At 66.0% G+C, this 17,890-nt stretch carries 16 protein-coding genes; 10 read left to right on the forward strand and 6 right to left on the reverse strand.

What is annotated here, in order from left to right:
• Nucleotides 1–26 precede the first annotated feature (26 nt).
• From BBTA_RS11380 to BBTA_RS11400, 5 genes are all read left to right on the forward strand, one after another.
• Nucleotides 27–1,544, forward strand: coding sequence for a sugar ABC transporter ATP-binding protein (locus BBTA_RS11380; protein ID WP_083780779.1), 1,518 nt, complete (start codon nt 27–29; stop codon nt 1,542–1,544).
• Nucleotides 1,541–2,587 (forward strand): ABC transporter permease, encoded by a 1,047-nt coding sequence (locus BBTA_RS11385; RefSeq protein WP_012042637.1) that lies wholly within the window; start codon nt 1,541–1,543, stop codon nt 2,585–2,587. The genes BBTA_RS11380 and BBTA_RS11385 overlap by 4 nt, the downstream gene beginning before the upstream one ends.
• A 78-nt stretch (nt 2,588–2,665) precedes the next feature.
• Entirely contained in the window at nt 2,666–3,541 is an 876-nt protein-coding gene (locus tag BBTA_RS11390; RefSeq protein ID WP_012042638.1) for an aldose 1-epimerase family protein, read from the forward strand.
• Between the two features lie 250 nt (nt 3,542–3,791).
• Nucleotides 3,792–4,190 carry a hypothetical protein gene (locus tag BBTA_RS11395; protein WP_012042639.1) on the forward strand — a complete coding sequence of 133 codons (399 nt, stop codon included), beginning with the start codon at nt 3,792–3,794 and terminating at the stop codon, nt 4,188–4,190.
• 185 nt (nt 4,191–4,375) lie between these two features.
• The gene (locus BBTA_RS11400) at nt 4,376–5,197 is read left to right on the forward strand and encodes an aldo/keto reductase (RefSeq protein ID WP_012042640.1); all 822 of its coding nucleotides are present in this window, start codon (nt 4,376–4,378) and stop codon (nt 5,195–5,197) included.
• An 86-nt stretch (nt 5,198–5,283) separates the two neighbouring features.
• Here BBTA_RS11400 and BBTA_RS11405 read toward each other — a convergent pair whose 3' ends face one another.
• Nucleotides 5,284–5,517, reverse strand: coding sequence for a hypothetical protein (locus tag BBTA_RS11405; RefSeq protein WP_012042641.1), 234 nt, complete (start codon nt 5,515–5,517; stop codon nt 5,284–5,286).
• Nucleotides 5,518–5,661: 144 nt separating this feature from the next.
• On the reverse strand, nt 5,662–6,111 hold the full coding sequence (locus tag BBTA_RS11410) for a hypothetical protein (protein WP_012042642.1): 450 nt from the start codon (nt 6,109–6,111) through the stop codon (nt 5,662–5,664).
• 174 nt (nt 6,112–6,285) lie between these two features.
• Here BBTA_RS11410 and BBTA_RS11415 point away from each other — a divergent pair, with 174 nt between their 5' ends.
• Nucleotides 6,286–7,566 (forward strand): amidohydrolase family protein, encoded by a 1,281-nt coding sequence (locus tag BBTA_RS11415; RefSeq protein WP_012042643.1) that lies wholly within the window; start codon nt 6,286–6,288, stop codon nt 7,564–7,566.
• Nucleotides 7,567–7,575: 9 nt separating this feature from the next.
• Here BBTA_RS11415 and BBTA_RS11420 read toward each other — a convergent pair whose 3' ends face one another.
• Nucleotides 7,576–8,814 carry a PLP-dependent aminotransferase family protein gene (locus BBTA_RS11420; protein WP_012042644.1) on the reverse strand — a complete coding sequence of 413 codons (1,239 nt, stop codon included), beginning with the start codon at nt 8,812–8,814 and terminating at the stop codon, nt 7,576–7,578.
• A 178-nt stretch (nt 8,815–8,992) separates the two neighbouring features.
• Here BBTA_RS11420 and ribB point away from each other — a divergent pair, with 178 nt between their 5' ends.
• The 3 genes from ribB (at nt 8,993) to BBTA_RS11435 (ending at nt 12,457) form a co-directional block, all read left to right on the forward strand.
• Nucleotides 8,993–10,069, forward strand: coding sequence for a 3,4-dihydroxy-2-butanone-4-phosphate synthase (ribB, locus tag BBTA_RS11425; protein ID WP_012042645.1), 1,077 nt, complete (start codon nt 8,993–8,995; stop codon nt 10,067–10,069).
• Between the two features lie 64 nt (nt 10,070–10,133).
• The gene (locus tag BBTA_RS11430; RefSeq protein ID WP_012042646.1) at nt 10,134–11,348 is read left to right on the forward strand and encodes an acyl-CoA dehydrogenase; all 1,215 of its coding nucleotides are present in this window, start codon (nt 10,134–10,136) and stop codon (nt 11,346–11,348) included.
• Between the two features lie 194 nt (nt 11,349–11,542).
• Nucleotides 11,543–12,457, forward strand: coding sequence for an MBL fold metallo-hydrolase (locus BBTA_RS11435; protein WP_012042647.1), 915 nt, complete (start codon nt 11,543–11,545; stop codon nt 12,455–12,457).
• 96 nt (nt 12,458–12,553) lie between these two features.
• Here the strand turns inward: BBTA_RS11435 and BBTA_RS11440 are convergent, their stop codons facing one another.
• The 3 genes from BBTA_RS11440 to BBTA_RS11450 form a co-directional block, all read right to left on the reverse strand.
• Nucleotides 12,554–13,420 (reverse strand): DUF1499 domain-containing protein, encoded by an 867-nt coding sequence (locus BBTA_RS11440; protein ID WP_012042648.1) that lies wholly within the window; start codon nt 13,418–13,420, stop codon nt 12,554–12,556.
• A gap of 128 nt (nt 13,421–13,548) precedes the next feature.
• Nucleotides 13,549–14,775: an MFS transporter gene (locus tag BBTA_RS11445; RefSeq protein WP_083780780.1), complete on the reverse strand. Its 1,227-nt coding sequence runs from the start codon at nt 14,773–14,775 to the stop codon at nt 13,549–13,551.
• Between the two features lie 134 nt (nt 14,776–14,909).
• Nucleotides 14,910–16,538 (reverse strand): fatty-acid--CoA ligase, encoded by a 1,629-nt coding sequence (locus BBTA_RS11450; protein WP_012042650.1) that lies wholly within the window; start codon nt 16,536–16,538, stop codon nt 14,910–14,912.
• 127 nt (nt 16,539–16,665) lie between these two features.
• Here BBTA_RS11450 and BBTA_RS11455 point away from each other — a divergent pair, with 127 nt between their 5' ends.
• Nucleotides 16,666–17,877, forward strand: a complete 1,212-nt coding sequence (locus BBTA_RS11455) for an extensin family protein (protein ID WP_012042651.1) — start codon at nt 16,666–16,668, stop codon at nt 17,875–17,877.
• Nucleotides 17,878–17,890: the final 13 nt, after the last annotated feature.

Consider the following 17,890-nt stretch of genomic DNA (forward strand, 5'->3'; position numbering starts at 1 on the left):
CAGGGCCGCATCGCGGGGGGCAGATGATGAGTAGCGTTGCTGCACCGCTGGTCGAGATGACGGGAATCTCCAAGGAGTTTCCCGGCGTCAAGGCGCTCAGCGGCGTCCATCTCAAGGTCGAGCGCGGCGAGGTGCATGTGCTGTTCGGCGAGAACGGTGCCGGCAAGTCGACCTTGATCTCCATTCTCTCCGGCGTGTTCCGGCCGACGTCCGGCGCCATCCGCATCGCTGGCGACGAGGTGAGCTTCCACTCGGTGCATGATGCGGCCAAGGCCGGCATCGGCACCGTGTTCCAGGAATTCTCGCTGGTGCCGACCTTGCCGGTGTTCGAAAATCTCTATCTCGGCCGCGAGCTGATGCGCGGTCCGCTGACCGACCGCCGCGCCATGCTGGCCGGCGCGCAACGATTGTTCGCCGAGCTCGATTTCGACATCGACGTGACGCGCCCGGCGTCCAGCCTGTCGCGGGCGCAGCAGCAGATGGTCGAGATCGCCAAGGCGTTCCTCTCCAATGCGCGCGTGCTGATCCTCGACGAGCCCACGGCGTCGTTGACCGAGCGCGAGACCGAGCGGCTGTTCAGCTTCATCGGCAAGGCGGCGGCCTCCGGGGTCGGCATCATCTACATCTCGCACCGGATCCAGGAATTCCAGAAGATCGCCGACCGCATCTCGATCCTGCGCGACGGCCGGCTCATCGCCACCGTGCCGGCACGCGAGACCTCGGAGCGCGTGCTGATCGAGCTGATGACGGGGCGGGCGGTCGACCAGGTCTATCCGAAGATCGCCCACCGCGCCGATGGTCCCGTCATCATGACGCTGGAAGGCCTCCGCACCGCAGGTGTTCACGGCGCCAGTCTCGAGGTCCGGGCCGGTGAGGTGCTCGGCTGCGCCGGCCTCGTCGGCAGCGGCAAATCGCGGATCTGGCGCGCGGCGATGGGACTGCAGCCGCTGCAGTCAGGCAGGATCACGTTGAAGGGTCGTGATGTCACCGGCGCCGCAACACGGGCGCTGCTCAATGACGGCGTGTTCTTCCTGCCCTCCGACCGCAAGAGCGAGGGGCTGCAGATGACCGCGACCGCACGCGGCAATATCGAGCTCAGCCTGCTCGACCGCGCCGATGTCGCCGGTCCCTTCGGCTTCGTGCGGCCCCGGCGCAGCCGTGCCCTGACGGACGCCATCGGCGACAAGGTCGGCATCGCCAGGCCCGCCATGGATCGCGCGGTCTCGAAGCTGTCCGGCGGCAACCAGCAGAAGGTGCTGTTCGGCAAGGGATTCGGCGACGACCGCGACGTCTACATCTTCGACGAGCCGACCGTCGGCGTCGACATGGGCACGCGCATGGCGCTGTACCAGCTGATCAAGGACATCGCCGAGGCCGGCAAGGCGGTGGTCGTGATCTCCTCGGATCTGCCCGAGGTGATGAACCTGTCGCACCGGCTCTTGGTGTTCGCCAAGGGGCGCATCGCGGCCGAGCTGTCCGGCAGCGCCATCGACGAAGAGAACGTCTTGAAACATTTCTTTGCTGAAACGGAGGGCTCGGCGTGAGCATGCCAACCACGACTATCGCCGAGGACACCGTTGCGCCGCGCCGCTCCAACGCGCTGCTGGCCGGCCTGCGCGCGGTATTTCTGCGCGTCGGCGTCCTGCCGTTCTTCCTGTTCGCCACCCTGATCGCGTTCTCGCTGGTGTCCAAGGAATTCCTGGCGCTGCAGAATCTCACCAATGTCGCGCGGCAGTCGGTCTATCTGATCCTGGTCTCGCTCGGCCAGATGCTGGCGCTGGTCACCGGCGGCTTCGACCTGTCGGTCGGCACGGCCATCGCGCTGACCTCGGTGGTGTCGGCGCTTGCGATGGTGACGCTGTCGCACATGCTGTCGCCGGACATGCTGTGGCTCGTGATCGTGCTCGGCTGCTGCGCCGGGCTCGCGGCCGCGCTCGTGATCGGCAGCATCAACGGGCTCGGCGTCGCCGTGTTCGGCGTCTCGCCCTTCATCATGACGCTGGGTGTGCAGTCGGTCGGGGCCGGCATCGCGCTGTTCCTCACCGGCGGCGTCCCGGTCTCCGGGGTGCCCTATGAGTTCGGCGATATCCTCGGCTTCGGTCGCGTGTTCGACATTCCCGTGCCGGTGCTGGTCGCGATCGTCGCGGCCGCCACGATTTGGCTGGTGATGAACCGGACCCGGCTCGGCAAGCACATCCAGGCGGTCGGCGGCAACGCCAAGGCGGCGAGACTGTCGGGCGTCAACACCACCAAGGTGCTGTTCATCGCCTATGCGCTGTGCGCGCTGCTCGCGTCGGTCGCGGGTCTGTTGCTGACGGCCCGCGTCGGCTCCGGCGAGACCAATCTCGGCGGCACCATTGCGCTGGAATCCATTGCGGCCTGCGTCATTGCCGGCGTCTCGCTCCATGGCGGCATCGGCCGGGTCGAGAACGTCGTGCTCGGCGGCTTCTTCATCGTGCTGCTGCAGAACGGCATGAACATCGCGCAGATCGGCTCCTACATGCAGATGGTCCTGCTGGGCTCGCTGCTGGTGCTGGCCGTCATCCTGGATCAGTTCCGCTACCGGCTCTTGGTCGGCGAGCGCTGATCGCGCGGGGCAGGGGTCTGGACGTGGCCGCTGCAATCCGGCATCACCGGCGCCGATCGACGAACGGGATGATGCGAGATGAGCGACGACCTCCATACGATCACCGCCGGCGGCGTCACCGCATCGATCAAGGCCGTCGGCGCCGAACTGTGCTCGCTCAAGACGACCGCTGGATTGGAGCTGCTGTGGCAGGCCGGCCCGGCCTGGCCGCGTCATGCGCCCTGGCTGTTTCCGAACGTTGGCCGGCTGAAGGATGACCAGCTGCGCCATCGCGGCCGCACCTATCCGATGACCCAGCACGGCTTCGCCCGCGATCTGCGCTTCACCTGGCTGGAGCGGACCGCCGAATCCTGCGTGCTGCGCCTGACCGACGACGAGACGACACGGGCGCGCTACCCGTTCGCCTTCCGGCTCACCTTGACCTACCGGATCACCGCCGATCGCCTCGACATGGCGGTGGAGATCGCCAACGCTGGAGACGAGGTGCTGCCGGCCTCGTTCGGCGCGCATCCGGCATTCAACTGGCCGCTGTTGCCTGGAGAGCCGAAGGAAAGCTATCGGCTGCTGTTCGCCGAGCCGGAGCCCGCTCCCATTCGCCGCCTCGCCGGTGGGCTGATGCGCGCCGCTGCCGAGCCCTCACCCATTCGCGGCCGCGACCTGGCATTGTCCGAACGGCTGTTCGACGACGATGCCATGATCCTCGATCATCCCGTCAGCTGCTCGCTTCGCTTCATGGGCGACAAGGGGCCGGCGCTGGTCCTGGCCTGGGACGGCTTCCGAGAGCTTGGCATCTGGTCCAAGCCGGGAGGCGCTCCCTTCCTCTGCATCGAACCGTGGCGTGGCTATGCCAGCCCCGTCGGCTTCGATGGTGAGTTCTCCGACAAGCCGGGCGTGATGCAAATACCAGCCGGGGCGGCGGAGATGTTCAACTACCGAATGACCGTCGAAGAATGACGTCCCGTCCTGCTGCGAGCGCCCAGCGGCGTGCATTGCGCTAACCGTGAATTCCAGATCTGGGTCTGGAAACGGCATCTTCATGTCCTAAATGAGAGACGTCGGCTTTGCCCTGGCTATGATGCGGCAACGGCCGGCAGCCCGATGATCTTCGTCACCGACTGACAACGGCCGAACACATCATCGGGTATCGGCGATGCCGTGATCTCGAGAGGGGGCGCGCCAGCAATGGCGTGTGCGGGAGAGGGCCATGGAGCTGAGGAATCTGTTTGGCATCTTGACGTGTGCGACGCTGGTGTGCGGTACCGCCGTCTCGGCGGCTGACTATCAGCCGGGTGAGGTCTTCCGGCTCGATCTGTCCCGGGCGGTACTGTCGCCGCGTCCTCTTGGACCCGAAGCGCATTTCGAGCCCGTTCCGATCGAGGCCAGAGTCGGATCGGCGCTTGTCGCCGCGGCTCAGGACAAGCCTGACCTGCCGCGGAACGCCGCGGCGTCGAAGCGCCGGTCCATCGTGCGGTCCGCCGAACGCCTGCGCACGGCGCGCGAAGCGATGCACCGCCGCAGCCTGCTCGACGCGCAAGCGATGGATACCCGTGTTCAAACCTGGCCTTGCCGGCCGGACAGCGGCGGGATCTGCAACTGGCGCTGAGCTCCATCGGTCGCGGCCCGGAACCGTCTCCCGACTTCGTGATTGTCGCTGCTGCGGAGCTGCTTGAACTCGCGCAGCGACCGCGGGATGATTTCAGCGCATCCCGCCATTCACCTTGACACGCAAGGCTTGTCGCCGCCTGCCAGATCACGCCGGATCGGCGCGAAGCCTTGGCAGGAGATTCCATGGACGCAATCGACACCCAAGGCATCCGTCTTCCCAAGCTCGGGCTCGGCACGTTTCGCATGCAGGGCACGGTCTGCCGCGAGGCGGTCGAGAGCGCGCTCGCGCTCGGGTACCGTCACATCGACACCGCCGAAATGTATGCCAATGAGGATGCGATTGGCGCGGCGCTCGCGGCGGCGCAGGTGCCGCGAGCTGAATTGCACGTCACGACAAAGGTTTGGCCGGAGAACCTCGCACCCGATGCGATCCGCCGCGCGTTCGACACGAGCTTGAAGAAGCTCAGATTGGATGTCGTCGATCTCTACCTCATTCATTGGCCGGCCAAGGGGATGAACCTGCCGGCGGCGCTGGAAACGCTGATCAAGCTGAAGGATGAGGGACGTACCCGCGCGATCGGGGTTGCGAATTTCACCGTCGCGCTGCTGCGGCAGGCGATCGAGGAGATCCAGGCGCCGATCGCCTGCAATCAGGTCGAGTACCACGTCATGCTCGATCAATCGAAGCTGATGGGCTACATGGCGAGCCGATCGATTCCCTTGGTGGCCTATTGTCCGCTGGCGCAAGGCCGCGCGGCGGCCGACGCGACGCTGGCCGCGATCGGCAGCAAGCATGGCGCGAGCGCCGCCCAGGTCGCGCTGAAATGGCTGTTGGATCAGGACGGCGTAGCGGCGATTCCCAAGGCCGGCCGCAAGGAGAGTCAGCAGGCGAATTGGGACGCGATGAAAGTTCAACTGGATGATGAGGATCGCGCGACCATCGCCGCGCTTCCGAAGGACAAGCGCTTCGTCAATCCCGGCTTTGCACCTGACTGGGATCGCTGACAGCTTTTCACCGTGATCCGCACTCGAGGAGATCCGCACTCAAGCAAATGGCCCCTTGCGGGGCCATTTCGGTGTCGCCTGGTCGATCAGTAGCCGCGCTTGATGATCACGGTGCGGTCGTGATGGCGGTGATAGGGCCGGATGTCGCGGCGCATGCGGTACTCGGCACGGGACCGATCCCAGCCGTGATGGCCGCGGTCCCAGCCGTGATGATAATGATGACCGCCGCGCTTGATGATGACGGTCTCGGCACTGGCCATCGACGGAGCCGCGAGTGCGAGTGCCGTCAGCGACGCGAGTGCAAGAGCAAGTTTCTTCATGTCGTCCTCCAGATGAATTGCGCGAGGTCAACTTGAAGTGTGGCAGAACGTTCCGGAGGAACTTCCGCGAAGTTGCTGAATGCGCGTTCAGATTCCTGCTGACCGGTTCATGCGAGCCATCTCCCGGCCGTCGGGCACCGATGATCAGTCACAGCGTTTGAGGGCTGGCGTCGGCCTGCCATTGGCGACGAAGCGGGACTCGCGAATGGTGTAGCTGCCATCCTGGCCACGATTGAACACCGAGCGTATGCCGCCATCGGTCGTCCTGACGATCCCATTCTCGCGCGTCTGGCGCGCTTTGGGCAGCACGATCGAGAGGACCAGTGTCTCATCGGGCTCGACCCGCGCGCTGGCGACTTCGTTGATATCGGACGGATCATGATCGCGGCGGTAGATCAGGTTGCCGTCCGCTGAGACCTCATAGGAGATGATGGCGCCGCGGCCCTTGACCGGCGCTGCAGTGCAGTCGGCGGCCCAGGTTCCGAGCAGCCCCCAGGAGCGCGCGACGTCGACGGCCTCGTCTGCCGCAGCGGCCGACGCGAATGATGAGGCAAGCAGGGCGATCGCCAGCAGGCGGTGAGAGCTCGAGGTCATGCGGTCTCGTGGTGATCTGCCGCGCCATCTTAATGCACCGCGTCAACGGCGCAACGACGGATCGGCAGTTTCGACGTCGGCGTGTGAACCGGATCTGACACCCTATGGTCTTGTCGGATCGGCGGACCGAGCGCATGCTGTGGCCAACTACAAACAAGCATTGGGGAGGCGACCATGTCCGCGCTGTCGCGCCGTGAGTTCTTGTTGTCTGCCGGAGCGGCCAGCATGGCCGTGGTCTCAGGGGCGGCCCATGCGGCGATGGGCCCGGCCGACAAATTCGATCTCATCATCAAGGGAGGCGACCTCATCGATCCCAGCCAGTCCCTGCGGGGCAGGCGCGATATCGGGATCCGCTGGGGCATCATCGAGGCCGTTGACGCTGAGATCCCGGTGGAGCGCGGGCTGCGGTCGATTGACGCCGCCGGGCGGCTGGTCATGCCGGGCCTCGTCGATCTTCATAGTCACGTCTATCCCTACGGCTCTGCGATCGGCATCCCACCGGACGAGCTGGTGCAGTTCCAGGGCACCACGACGGTCGTCTCGGCCGGCGATGCGGGTGTCAACAATCTGGCGGCATTGCGGCGCTTCATCGTCGCCCAGTCGCGCGCGCGCATCTATGCTTTCGTCCATATCGCCAATAATGGCCTGTCGGCCTTTCCCGTCGCCGAGCTCTACAATATCGACAACGCGCAGGTGGAGGCCTGCGCCATGGCGCTCGCCGAGAACCCGGACTTCCTGCTCGGGGTCAAGGTGCGGATGTCCGAGAACGTGATCTTCAAGCACGGGCTCGAGCCATTGAAGCGAGGCATCAAGGCCTGTGAGCTCTGCGGCTGGCCGGCGCGGATGATGGTGCATATCGGTGGCGTCGAGACCGGCGAATTGATGTCGCAGATCCTCGACCTGCTGCGGCCCGGCGACATCCTCACCCACGCTTATTCCGGTGCGCCGAACCTCAATGGCGCCTTCACCAATATCGTGCAGGACGGCCGGCTCCTGCCGGCGGCGCTCGCGGCCAAGCAGCGCGGCGTGCTGTTCGACGTCGGTCACGGCGGCGGCAGCTTCGACTTCACCGTCGCCGAGGTCGCGATCCCCGGCGGCTGCGGCCCGGACACTATCTCCTCGGATATTCACGTGTTCTCGGGCAATACGCCGGGCATGCCGTTCCTGCCCAACGTCATGGGCAAATTCCTGGCGATGGGATTGTCGCTGGAGCAGGTTGTGAGCATGACGACGTCGGCGCCGGCCAAGATCATCGGCCGGGCGCCGAAGCTCGGCACCCTGCAGCTCGGCGCACCGGCCGATCTCGCGATCATGGATCTGGTCGAAGGCCCCGCCAGTTTCGTCGACACGCGCGGCAACAAGCGCGACGGCAAGCTGCAGCTCAAGCCGGTGCAGACCGTGATCAACGGCGTGCCATTCGGGAGGCCATATCAGTCGCCGTTTTCGGTGCGGTGAGCCGCGCCGTCAGTCGGCCGGGCTGCCGCGCTCCACATTGGCGGACCGCTTGGGCACGCCGAACTCCTCGTGGCAGACCTCGGCGAGCACGGCGATGCCCTCGCGGATCTCCTGATGCGAGGGGCTCGCGAAGCACAGCCGCAGCCGGCTCCGCGCATGCGTGGCATCGGTCGACCATTCCGGTCCCGGATTGATCGACACGCCGCGCTTGAGCGCGGCCTGAGACAGCTTCATCGCGTCGACCTGATCCGGCAGCTTGACCCAGAGGAAGATGCCGCCCTTCGGCGCGTCGAATTCGGCCGCGGTGCCGAACTCCGCATTGAGTGCCTCGACCAGCGTGTCCAGCTTGGCCCGCAGCCCCTTGACCAGTTGCGGCACATGGGTGGCAAAATGCGGCTTGCAGAATTCGGCCAGCACCATTTGTTCGAGCGCGCCGGAGCCGGCGTCGGTCTTGAGCGCCAGCAGCACCGACATGATCTGCCATGGTGCGACGAGGAAGCCGACGCGGAGCGCCGGCGCGATCGACTTCGAGAACGAGCCGAGATGGATCACGCCGCCATGGTCGGACATGCCGTGGATCGCGCGCGGCCGCTTGCCGTCCCAGATCAGGTCGGCATAGCAGTCGTCCTCGAACACCGGCACGCCATAGGCCCGCGACAGCCAGAGCAGCTCGGCCCGTCGGCTCTCCGGCATGATGGTGCCGGTCGGGTTCTGCACCGTCGGAATGGTATAGATGTATTTCGGCCGGATGCCGCGATCCTTGAGATCGGCCAGGACCGTGGCCAGCACGTCCGTCCGCATGCCGTCGCGGTCGAGCGGAATGGCGATCGGCTTGACGCCGAGCCGCGCCAGCCGGGTCAGAGCGCCCTGGTAATTGTCCTGCTCGACCAGCACCGTGTCGCCGCGCGTCAGCAGCGCCTGGTTGACGAGATCGAGGCCCTGCAGCGAGCCGGACAGGATCATGATGTCATCGGCCCGGACCGACATGCCGGCGTCGCGCGCCAGCTTGGTGGCCAGGAAATCGCGCAACGGACGATAGCCCTGCGGGCCATGCGCGAGGCCGTAAGTGGCCAGCGCCCGGCCTTCGCGGGCGAGCACGGCATCGGCAGCCGCGCGCAGGCCCTCCACAGGGACGGCGTCGGCGTCATTGTTGCCGCCGACGAAGCTGTATTTCGCAAGCCCGCTCCAGCGCGCGGCCGGAGCCGGTAGACCAGGGCCGAGGAGCGGTGCAAAATCGAATGCGGCCATGAGGCGCGGCTCCCTTGTTCTCGATGGGAGGCGACTTTAAACAGATACCAGGGTGCTTGTCCCGGCAGGACAGGTTCTTTCCCCGGGGAAGGCGACCTTCGAGCGGCGGTTCCGCTGCTCTGGCGCGCGCCTGCGATCCCGGCTAAAGCACGCCCCGGAAAAGCAGCGAGACTTGCAAATGGCCGACTCGATCCAGGAAGTTCTGTACGCCTTCGCCAAGGGCGAGATGGTCGTCGTGACCGACGATGACGATCGCGAGGGGGAAGGCGACCTCATCGTTGCGGCCTCGCTCTGCACGCCCGACAAGATGGCGTTCATCATTCGTCACACCTCCGGCATTGTCTGCGCCCCGATCACGGCCGACGACGCGCGCCGGTTGCGGCTCGACCCGATGGTGGCGCACAACGACTCCAACCACACCACCGCGTTCACGGTCTCGATCGACTACAAGCCGGACGGCGGCACCGGCATCTCCGCCGAGGAGCGCGCCTCCTGCTGCCGTGCGCTCGCCAATCCCAATGCCGGTGCCAACGATTTCGCGCGCCCCGGCCATATCTTCCCGCTGATCGCGCGCGACGGTGGCGTGCTGCTGCGCTCGGGCCACACCGAGGCGGCGGTCGATCTCTGCAAATTGTCGGGCCTGCCGCCGGTCGGCGTCATCTCCGAGTTGATGAATGACGACGGCACCGTCATGAAGGGCGAGCAGGTCGTCCGTTTCGCGGCGGCCCATAATCTCAAGCACGTCACGATCGCCGATCTGATCTCCTATCGTCAGGCGCGCGAGAAGCTGATCGAGCGCGTGTCGACCTTCACGACCGAAAGTCCGATCGGCCCGCTGCAGGGCTTCGCGTACCGCTCTCCGTTCGATCCGATCACCCATGCGGCATTCGTCTACAACGGCATCGGCGACGGCAAGAACGTGCTGACACGGCTGCACAAGCCCAACATCGTGAAGGACCTGATCGCGGGTCCGCAGCGTATTCAAGCGGTGCTGCAGCACTTCAAGAAGGCCGGCCGCGGCATTCTGATCTATCTGCGCGATGGCGCAGCCGGCGTCCCGGTCGAGCCGGTCACAGAGCCGCACACCGCCGAGGCCGATCGTCATCGGCAATGGCGTGAGGTCGGGGTCGGCGCGCAGATTCTGCGTGATCTCGGCGTGACGTCGATCCGGAACCTCACCTCGTCGGCCCATGACTACAAGGGCCTGTCGGGTTTCGGCATCGAGATCGTCGCCAACGAACGGCTTGAAGGCTGAACTTCCAGGACTTAACCTCTCAACTGCTGCGACCCGTGCGCAGCGAGACGCGAAAGGATCATTCATGAGCGCGCGCCCTCAGGCAAAGGACAAGCCGGCCCAGTCGAGCTTCCAGTGGGACGATCCCTTCCTGCTGGATGATCAGCTGACCGAAGACGAGCGCATGGTGCGTGACACCGCGCGCGCCTATGCCCAGGACAAGCTGCTGCCGCGCGTGACCAAGGCCTATCTCGAGGAGAAGACCGATCGCGAGATCTTCAACGAGATGGGCGAGCTCGGCCTGATCGGCATCACCCTGCCGGAGGAATATGGCTGCGCCAATGCGAGCTACGTCGCCTATGGCCTCGTGGCGCGCGAGATCGAGCGCGTCGATTCCGGCTATCGCTCGATGAACTCGGTGCAGTCGTCGCTGGTGATGTATCCGATCTATGCCTATGGCGACGAAAACCAGCGCAAGAAGTACCTGCCGAAGCTCGCCAGCGGCGAATGGGTCGGCTGCTTCGGCCTCACCGAGCCGGATGCCGGCTCCGATCCGGCCGGCATGAAGACGCGCGCTGAGAAGGTCGCCGACGGCTATCGCCTGACCGGCAGCAAGATGTGGATCTCGAATGCGCCGATCGCCGACGTGTTCGTGGTGTGGGCGAAGTCCGCCGCGCATGACAACCAGATCCGCGGCTTCATCCTCGAGAAGGGCATGAAGGGCCTGTCGGCGCCGAAGATCGGCGGCAAGCTGTCCTTGCGCGCCTCGATCACCGGCGAGGTGGTGATGGATGGTGTGGTGGTGCCGGAAGAGGCGCTGCTGCCCAACGTCTCCGGCCTGAAGGGCCCGTTCGGCTGCCTCAACCGCGCCCGCTACGGCATCTCCTGGGGCGTGCTCGGTGCCGCCGAGGACTGCATGCATCGCGCCCGCCAGTACACGCTCGATCGCAAGCAATTCGGTAAGCCGCTCGCCGCGACGCAGCTCGTCCAGAAGAAGCTCGCCGACATGGAGACCGAGATCGCGCTCGGCCTGCAGGCGAGCTTGCGCGTCGGCCGCCTGATGGACGAGGGCAAGATGGCGCCGGAGATGATCTCGATCGTCAAGCGCAACAATTGCGGCAAGGCGCTCGATATCGCCCGCGTCGCCCGCGACATGCATGGCGGCAACGGCATCCAGATCGAGTATCAGGTGATGCGCCACGCCGCGAACCTCGAGACGGTCAACACCTATGAGGGCACGCACGACGTCCACGCGCTGATCCTCGGCCGCGCCATCACCGGCATTCAGGCGTTTTTCTAGTTCGTGCCGTCGTCTCCGGCATCTGCCACGCCCTCAACTGTCATCGTCCGCGAAGGCCGAAGGCGGACGATCCAGTATGCCGGGACGACAATGGTGAGCCGAGACGTCATGGCGTACGGGATGCCCCGCCTGCGCGGGGCATGACGTCGGAGGAAGCGGGCCGTTCAAGGGCCCGCACAGAGTAAGGGCAGCAGATGGCCGAGGAAGACGTCCCGTTCAACCGCAACTTCCCGCTGTCTGCGGGTGTCGTCGACGAGGTCCGTCCGGGCATTCGCCGTGTCCTCTGCAACAATCCGAGTCCCTTCACCTTCACCGGCACGGTCAGCTACATCGTGGGCACCGGCAATGTCGCGATCATCGATCCCGGGCCGGATAACGAGGCACATGCGCAGGCGCTGCTCGATGCCGTCAGGGGCGAGACGGTCACGCACATCCTCGTCACGCACACCCACCGCGACCACTCGCCGAACACCGGCCGTCTGAAGGCTGCGACCGGTGCGACCGTCTATGCCGAGGGCCCGCATCGTGCGTCGCGGCCGCGCTATGAGAGCGAGAAGCACAGCCCGGAATCCGGCGTCGATCGCGATTTCGCGCCCGACGTCATTGTTGCCGATGGCGATGTCATCGAGGGCGACGGCTGGCAATTGGAAGCGGTGGCCACGCCAGGCCATACCGCGAACCATCTCGCTTTCGCCTGGACCGGGCGCAGCACCATCTTTGTGGGCGACCACGTGATGGGCTGGGCGACCTCGATCGTTGCGCCGCCCGACGGGTCGATGGTCGACTACATGGCGTCACTGGAGCGGCTCGCCGGCCGTCCGGAGGAACTGTATTTTTCAGGTCATGGTCCCGAGATTCCGGAAGGGCCGCGCTACACGCGCTTCCTGATGCGGCACCGCCAGGCGCGCGAGGCCTCGATCCTGCATCGCCTCGCGAAGGGCGAGGCGGACATCCCGACCATGGTGCGTGCGATCTATATCGGGATCGATCCGCGGCTCACCACCGCAGCGGGCTATTCGGTGCTCGCGCATCTGGAAGACCTCGTCGCCCGCGGTGTCGTTGCGACAGACGGCGATCCGGTGATCGGCGGGACGTATCGGTTGGTGTAGCGGGTTGGCGAATAGGGAGTAGCGAGTAGGGAGGGCAAAAGCGGGCGAGTGCGGCTGTCTTTCCTATTCGCGACTCCCTATTCGCTACTCGCCCACTTACTTCTTCACGGTCTTCGCGTTGCCCTGGCCTTTCGCCGTCACCGGCGGCGGCGTGACCTTCTTCACCGGCTTCTGCGCCTCGGCCTCGCCGGCGCTCGACAGGTCCTCGAGCAGCTTTCCGACCCGCGCGGCGTTGCTGCCGAGATCGGAATCGAAATAGCGCGAGGCGGAGCGCACATCGATCCGGGACTCCTCGCCATCGGGCTGGACGCGGATCGAGATGTCCTCGCGGAAGCCCATGATGGGGGTGCGCGCCACGGCCTCGATACGGCCGATCCGGCGCGGCGGCTGCGGCGCGCGCTCGTCGACGATGAACCATTTGCGCCGGTTGACGAGCTTCAGCGCGATCGCATAAGCGCGGTCGGGCGGCAGCTCGATCTGCACCGGCTCGATATCGGGATAGAATGTCCGCTGCTGTTCGGCTGAATAGAGGCCGGCATAGACCGCGGTATTGGTGCCGTCGCCATTGCGCAGTGGCGCCAGCGCCTCGAAGCGCGGCGGATCAATCGGATCGGTCGTGATGTCGTAGATCTTGGGTAGCTTGCGATATTGAAGCGCGAGATAGGCCGGATAAGCGAGCACCACGGCATCGATCATGAATGCCAGCAGCACCCGGCTCATGCCGCGGCTGCCATTGCGCCAGATCGCGACGAAGGCGGCGAGCCCGAGCAGGATCGAGAGCGCGGCCAGCCCCAGCGCCCCGAAGAACGTCGCCAGCGCCGGCTTCATCTCCAGGAAGTCGAAACGGAGGATCAGGATCGAAACCAGCACGGCGACGACGGAGAACACCGCCACATTGCGGGCCCAGGTCGCGAGGCTGGAGGTCGGCTCCGACAGATAGGGGGCGTGAAACCTGCGGGCCATCGTGTCAGGAACTGCCAGGTTGGGCCGCTGCTGGCGTTAAGCCGGGCGGCCGGTTCATCCGTGTGAGACCACGCGGATGCGCTAAATTCAAGGGGCGTTTGGCCCGAGGGAGCGGTCCTTGCATACCGTCAAGCGTTTGGGGCTGGACGGGTCCGCAGAGCCGTCATCATCAAGACGAGGGTGGCAAGCGAGAACCCGGCACCGGCCATGAACGTCGCTTGCGACCCATGGGCGTGCCACAGCCAGCCCGCGAGCAGGCTTGCAATGAGCAGCGCACCGCCGGTCACGAGGTTGAACAGGCCGAAGCCGGTGCCCCGCAGCTCGGGCGGCGCGGTATCCGCCACCAGTGCGGAGAGCAGGCCCTGCGACAGGCCCAGATACAGGCCCCAGAGCGCAACGCCGATCGCGGTTCCGACGAGGCCGGGCGCGAAGGCCAGCGTCAAGTCGGCGGCTGTCAGCACGACGAGGCCGCAGGTGAGCACATTGCTGCGGCCGATACGGTCGGAGAGGATGCCGGCGGGCATGGCAACGCCGGCGTAGATCAGGTTCATCAGCACGTAGACCAGCGGGATCAGGGAGAGAGCGAGACCGTCGGCTTGCGCCTTGAGGACCAGGAAGGCCTCGCTGAAGCGCGCCAACGCGAACACTGCGCCGATCGCGACCACGATCCAATAGGCACGGGGCAGCCGGCGCAGCTCGCGCGCATGGATCGGCCAGTTGCGGCGCGGCTCGGGCGCGCTCGTCCGCGGCTCATGAACGCCGAACAGGATCAGCAGCACGGCGAGCACGGCTGGAAGCGCCGACCACCAGAACACGGCGCGGATGTCGTCGTAGAGCGCCATCAGTGCCACCGCGAGCAGCGGACCGGCAAAGGCTCCGATCGTATCCAGCGACTGGCGCAGGCCGTAGCTCGCGCCGCGGATGCCCTCCGGGGTCACATCGGCGATGAGCGCATCCCGCGGCGCTTCGCGGATGCCCTTGCCAATGCGATCGATGAACCGCGCAGCGAGGATTTGCCCGGGCGTGCTGGCGAGCGGAAACACCGGCTTGGTCAGGGCGGCGAGCCCATAGCCGATCCCGATCAGCAGCTTGCGGTTGCCGATCCGGTCCGACAGCGCGCCGGAAAACACTTTGGTGATGGCCGCGGTCGCCTCGGCGACGCCTTCGATCAGCCCGATGGTGACGGTGCTGGCGCCGACCACGCTTGCAAGAAAGACCGGCAGCAGCGCGTGCACCAGCTCCGAGGAGATGTCCATCAGGAGTGACACCAGCCCCAGCGTCAGCACGGTCGAGGGCACCTCGCGCCACGTGGCCCGCGGCGATTCTGGTCCCGGCCGGTTTGCGTTCGTGCCCATGATGGCCGTCGAATCTCCTTCTCGCGTTCGGTCGGAATGGTGGTTCAGGCCGATCCCGCTGTCCAACGCCCACATGCAGAAGCGGCCTCTCTGGTCGGAGAGGCCGCCGGTCGCGTTCAACGATGATCGGGCGTTCAAGCGGCCGCGTTGGGGAAGCGATAGGCCTTGAACTGGTCGCGCAAGGCCGTCTTCAGGATCTTGCCGGTTGCGGTGTGCGGGATGCCGTCCACGAACGCGACGTCATCAGGCATCCACCATTTGGCGATCTTGCCTTCCATGTATTTCAGGATGTCCTCGCGCGTCGCGGTCTGGCCCTGCTTGAGCTGTACGATGAGCAGCGGCCGCTCGTCCCATTTCGGGTGATACACGCCGATCACGGCCGCCTCTGCGACGGCCGGATGGCCGACCGCGAGGTTCTCCAGATCGATCGAGGAGATCCATTCGCCGCCGGATTTGATGACGTCCTTGGAGCGATCGGTGATGCGCATGAAGCCGTGGGGGTCGACCGTCGCGACGTCGCCGGTGTCGAAGAAGCCTTCGCCGTCGAGGATGTTGGTGTCGACCTTGTAGTAGGCCTTGGAGACGGCGGGCCCGGAGACCTTCAGCCGGCCGAAGGTCTTGCCGTCCCAGGGCAGCTTGTTGCCGGCATCGTCGGTGATCTTCATCTCGACGCCGAACGGCGGAAAGCCCTGGGTCTGCAGCACGTCGAGCTTGGCGTCACCCTCGGCGTCGAGGAACGGCGGCTTCAAGGTCGCGAGCGTGCCGATCGGGCTCATCTCGGTCATGCCCCAGGCGTGGCGCACGCCGATGCCCATGTCGAGGAAGGCCTGGATCATCGAGCGCGGCATCGCCGAGCCGCCGCACACCACCATCTTCAAATGGGGCAGTTTGAGGTTATGCGCCTGCATGTGCTGCAGCAGCATGAGCCACACCGTCGGCACGCCCGCGGTGTAGGTCACCTTCTCGGTATCGAGCAGCTCGTAGACGGACGCGCCGTCGAGCTTCGGACCGGGCATCACCAGCTTGGTGCCCATCGACGGCGCGGAGAATGCGATGCCCCAGCTGTTGGCATGGAACAGCGGAACCACCGGAAGCATTGTGTCTGCGGCCGAGGTGCCGAGCGAATCCCTGGAATTGGCCATCAACGCATGCAGCACGTTGGAGCGATGCGAATACAGCACACCCTTCGGATCACCCGTGGTGCCGGACGTGTAGCACATCGCCGCCGCGGTGTTCTCGTCGAACGTGCCCCAGGCGAAGTCGCCATCGGCCTCGCCGATCCAGGATTCATAGGCGACCGCGTTCTTCAGCGTCGTCTGCGGCATGTGCGCTGCATCGGTCAGCACCACGTAGCGCTCGACGCTGGGCAGCTTGTCGGCGAGCTTCTCCAGCAGCGGCACGAAGGTCAGGTCGGTGATAACGACCCGGTCCTGGGCGTGGTTGATGATCCAGGCGATCTGCTCCGGAAACAGCCTTGGATTGACGGTGTGGCAGATCGCGCCGATTCCCATGATGCCGTACCAGACCTCGAGATGGCGGCCGGTATTCCAGGCAATGGTGGCAACACGATCCCCCAGCTTGATGCCATGACGCGTCAACTGCTGTGAAACCTTGAGGGCGCGTTTGTGGATCTCGCCGTAGGTGGTGCGAACGATGGGACCTTCGACAGAGCGTGTCACGACCTCCTGGGAGCCGTGGATTGTCGCCGCATGTTCGATGATCCGGTGACAAAGCAGGGGCCAGTCTTGCATCAAACCAAGCATCAGGTCGTTCCTCCGGTGGTATTCGCTTTAGGACAGCGAGGGTCTTTTGGTCTGTTCCGTGAATTTTAGCGCGCGCCGCAGCGCGCGCAAATGGCCTTGTGCGGGCCACGACGTCGCGCAAGGGCCGATGGTTAGCGCGGCGCTGGCAGTGATCGCATTGAGCTGGCTCATGGCTGCCGCGCCGGCGGCCGCAAGGTCGCGCGAGGCGGGCCATCCCCGGGCCCATGCTGCACCCGGGCCGTCGCGCAATGAGCCCGCGATAGCGACGGTGCCGCTGCCGCAGCCGCGCCCCGAAGCGGCGCCGCCGCGTGTCCGGGCCGGCGCTGGGGCAACCGATTCGGCCGGCACTGGCGGGAAGGCCGCCGCGAAGGGCGAGCCGGGAGCTGCGCGGCAGGCGCAGGAGAGGGCTGGGAACGAGGCTGGGACCGACGCCAAGTCGGACGTCAAGTCGGACGTCAAGCCGGACGCCAACGCCGATCCCAGGGCCCTGCAGGTGCCGCAGCCATCGGCCTGCCGCCTCGCTTTGACCGAGGAGATCGCGGTGGCGCCATCAATTCCGCCGATCAAGGGGCCGGGGGCTTGCGGTGGCGACGACCTGGTGCGCCTGGAAGCCGTGGTGCTGCCGGACAAGCGGCGGGTGGCCGTGACCCCGGCGGCGATCATGCGTTGTCCGATGGCGTCGGCGATCGCGTCCTGGGTCCGCTCCGATGTCGTGCCCCTCCTGCAATCGCTCGGCAGCCCGCCCGCCGTCCTGGATAATTTCGATGCCTATGAGTGTCGCGGCCGCAACCGTGTCAGCGGCGCCCAACTTTCCGAGCATGGCCGCGCCAATGCGATCGATGTGCGCGGCTTCAAGCTGGCCGACGGCCGCATGATCGAGCTGACCGACCGGACCCAGCCGCGGGAGCTGCGTGAGGCCGTGCTGCATTCCGTGTGCACGCGCTTCACAACCGTGCTGGGGCCTGATTCCGACTGGTATCACGAGGACCACATCCATCTCGACCTCGCCGAGCGGCGCAGCAATTATCGCATCTGCCAATGGGACGTGCTGGATCCGCTCCCGCAAATCGCGCCGTTGATGCCGGCGGTGCGTCCCGACGGGGCGCCGCCGCGGGAGACGGCCGAGGGGGCCGAGGAGGGCAAGGTCGGCAAGCCTGCGCGCGGAGCAGCGGCTGGTGAAGCAACGCCCGCCGAGCCGCAGAGAGCGGCGCCGTCAGAGCCGGGTTCAGCCGATGCTGCCGCGGCGGACGCCGAAGAGGCAGAGACGGCGACACCCCCGCCACCGCCCCAGCCCGCGCCCGCGAAGGCGGGCAAGAGAAGGCATCGGAGCCGGTCTTGACGGGGGTCAAAAC

The organism is Bradyrhizobium sp. BTAi1 (assembly GCF_000015165.1).
In the GTDB taxonomy this organism is placed as follows: Bacteria; Pseudomonadota; Alphaproteobacteria; order Rhizobiales; family Xanthobacteraceae; genus Bradyrhizobium; species Bradyrhizobium denitrificans.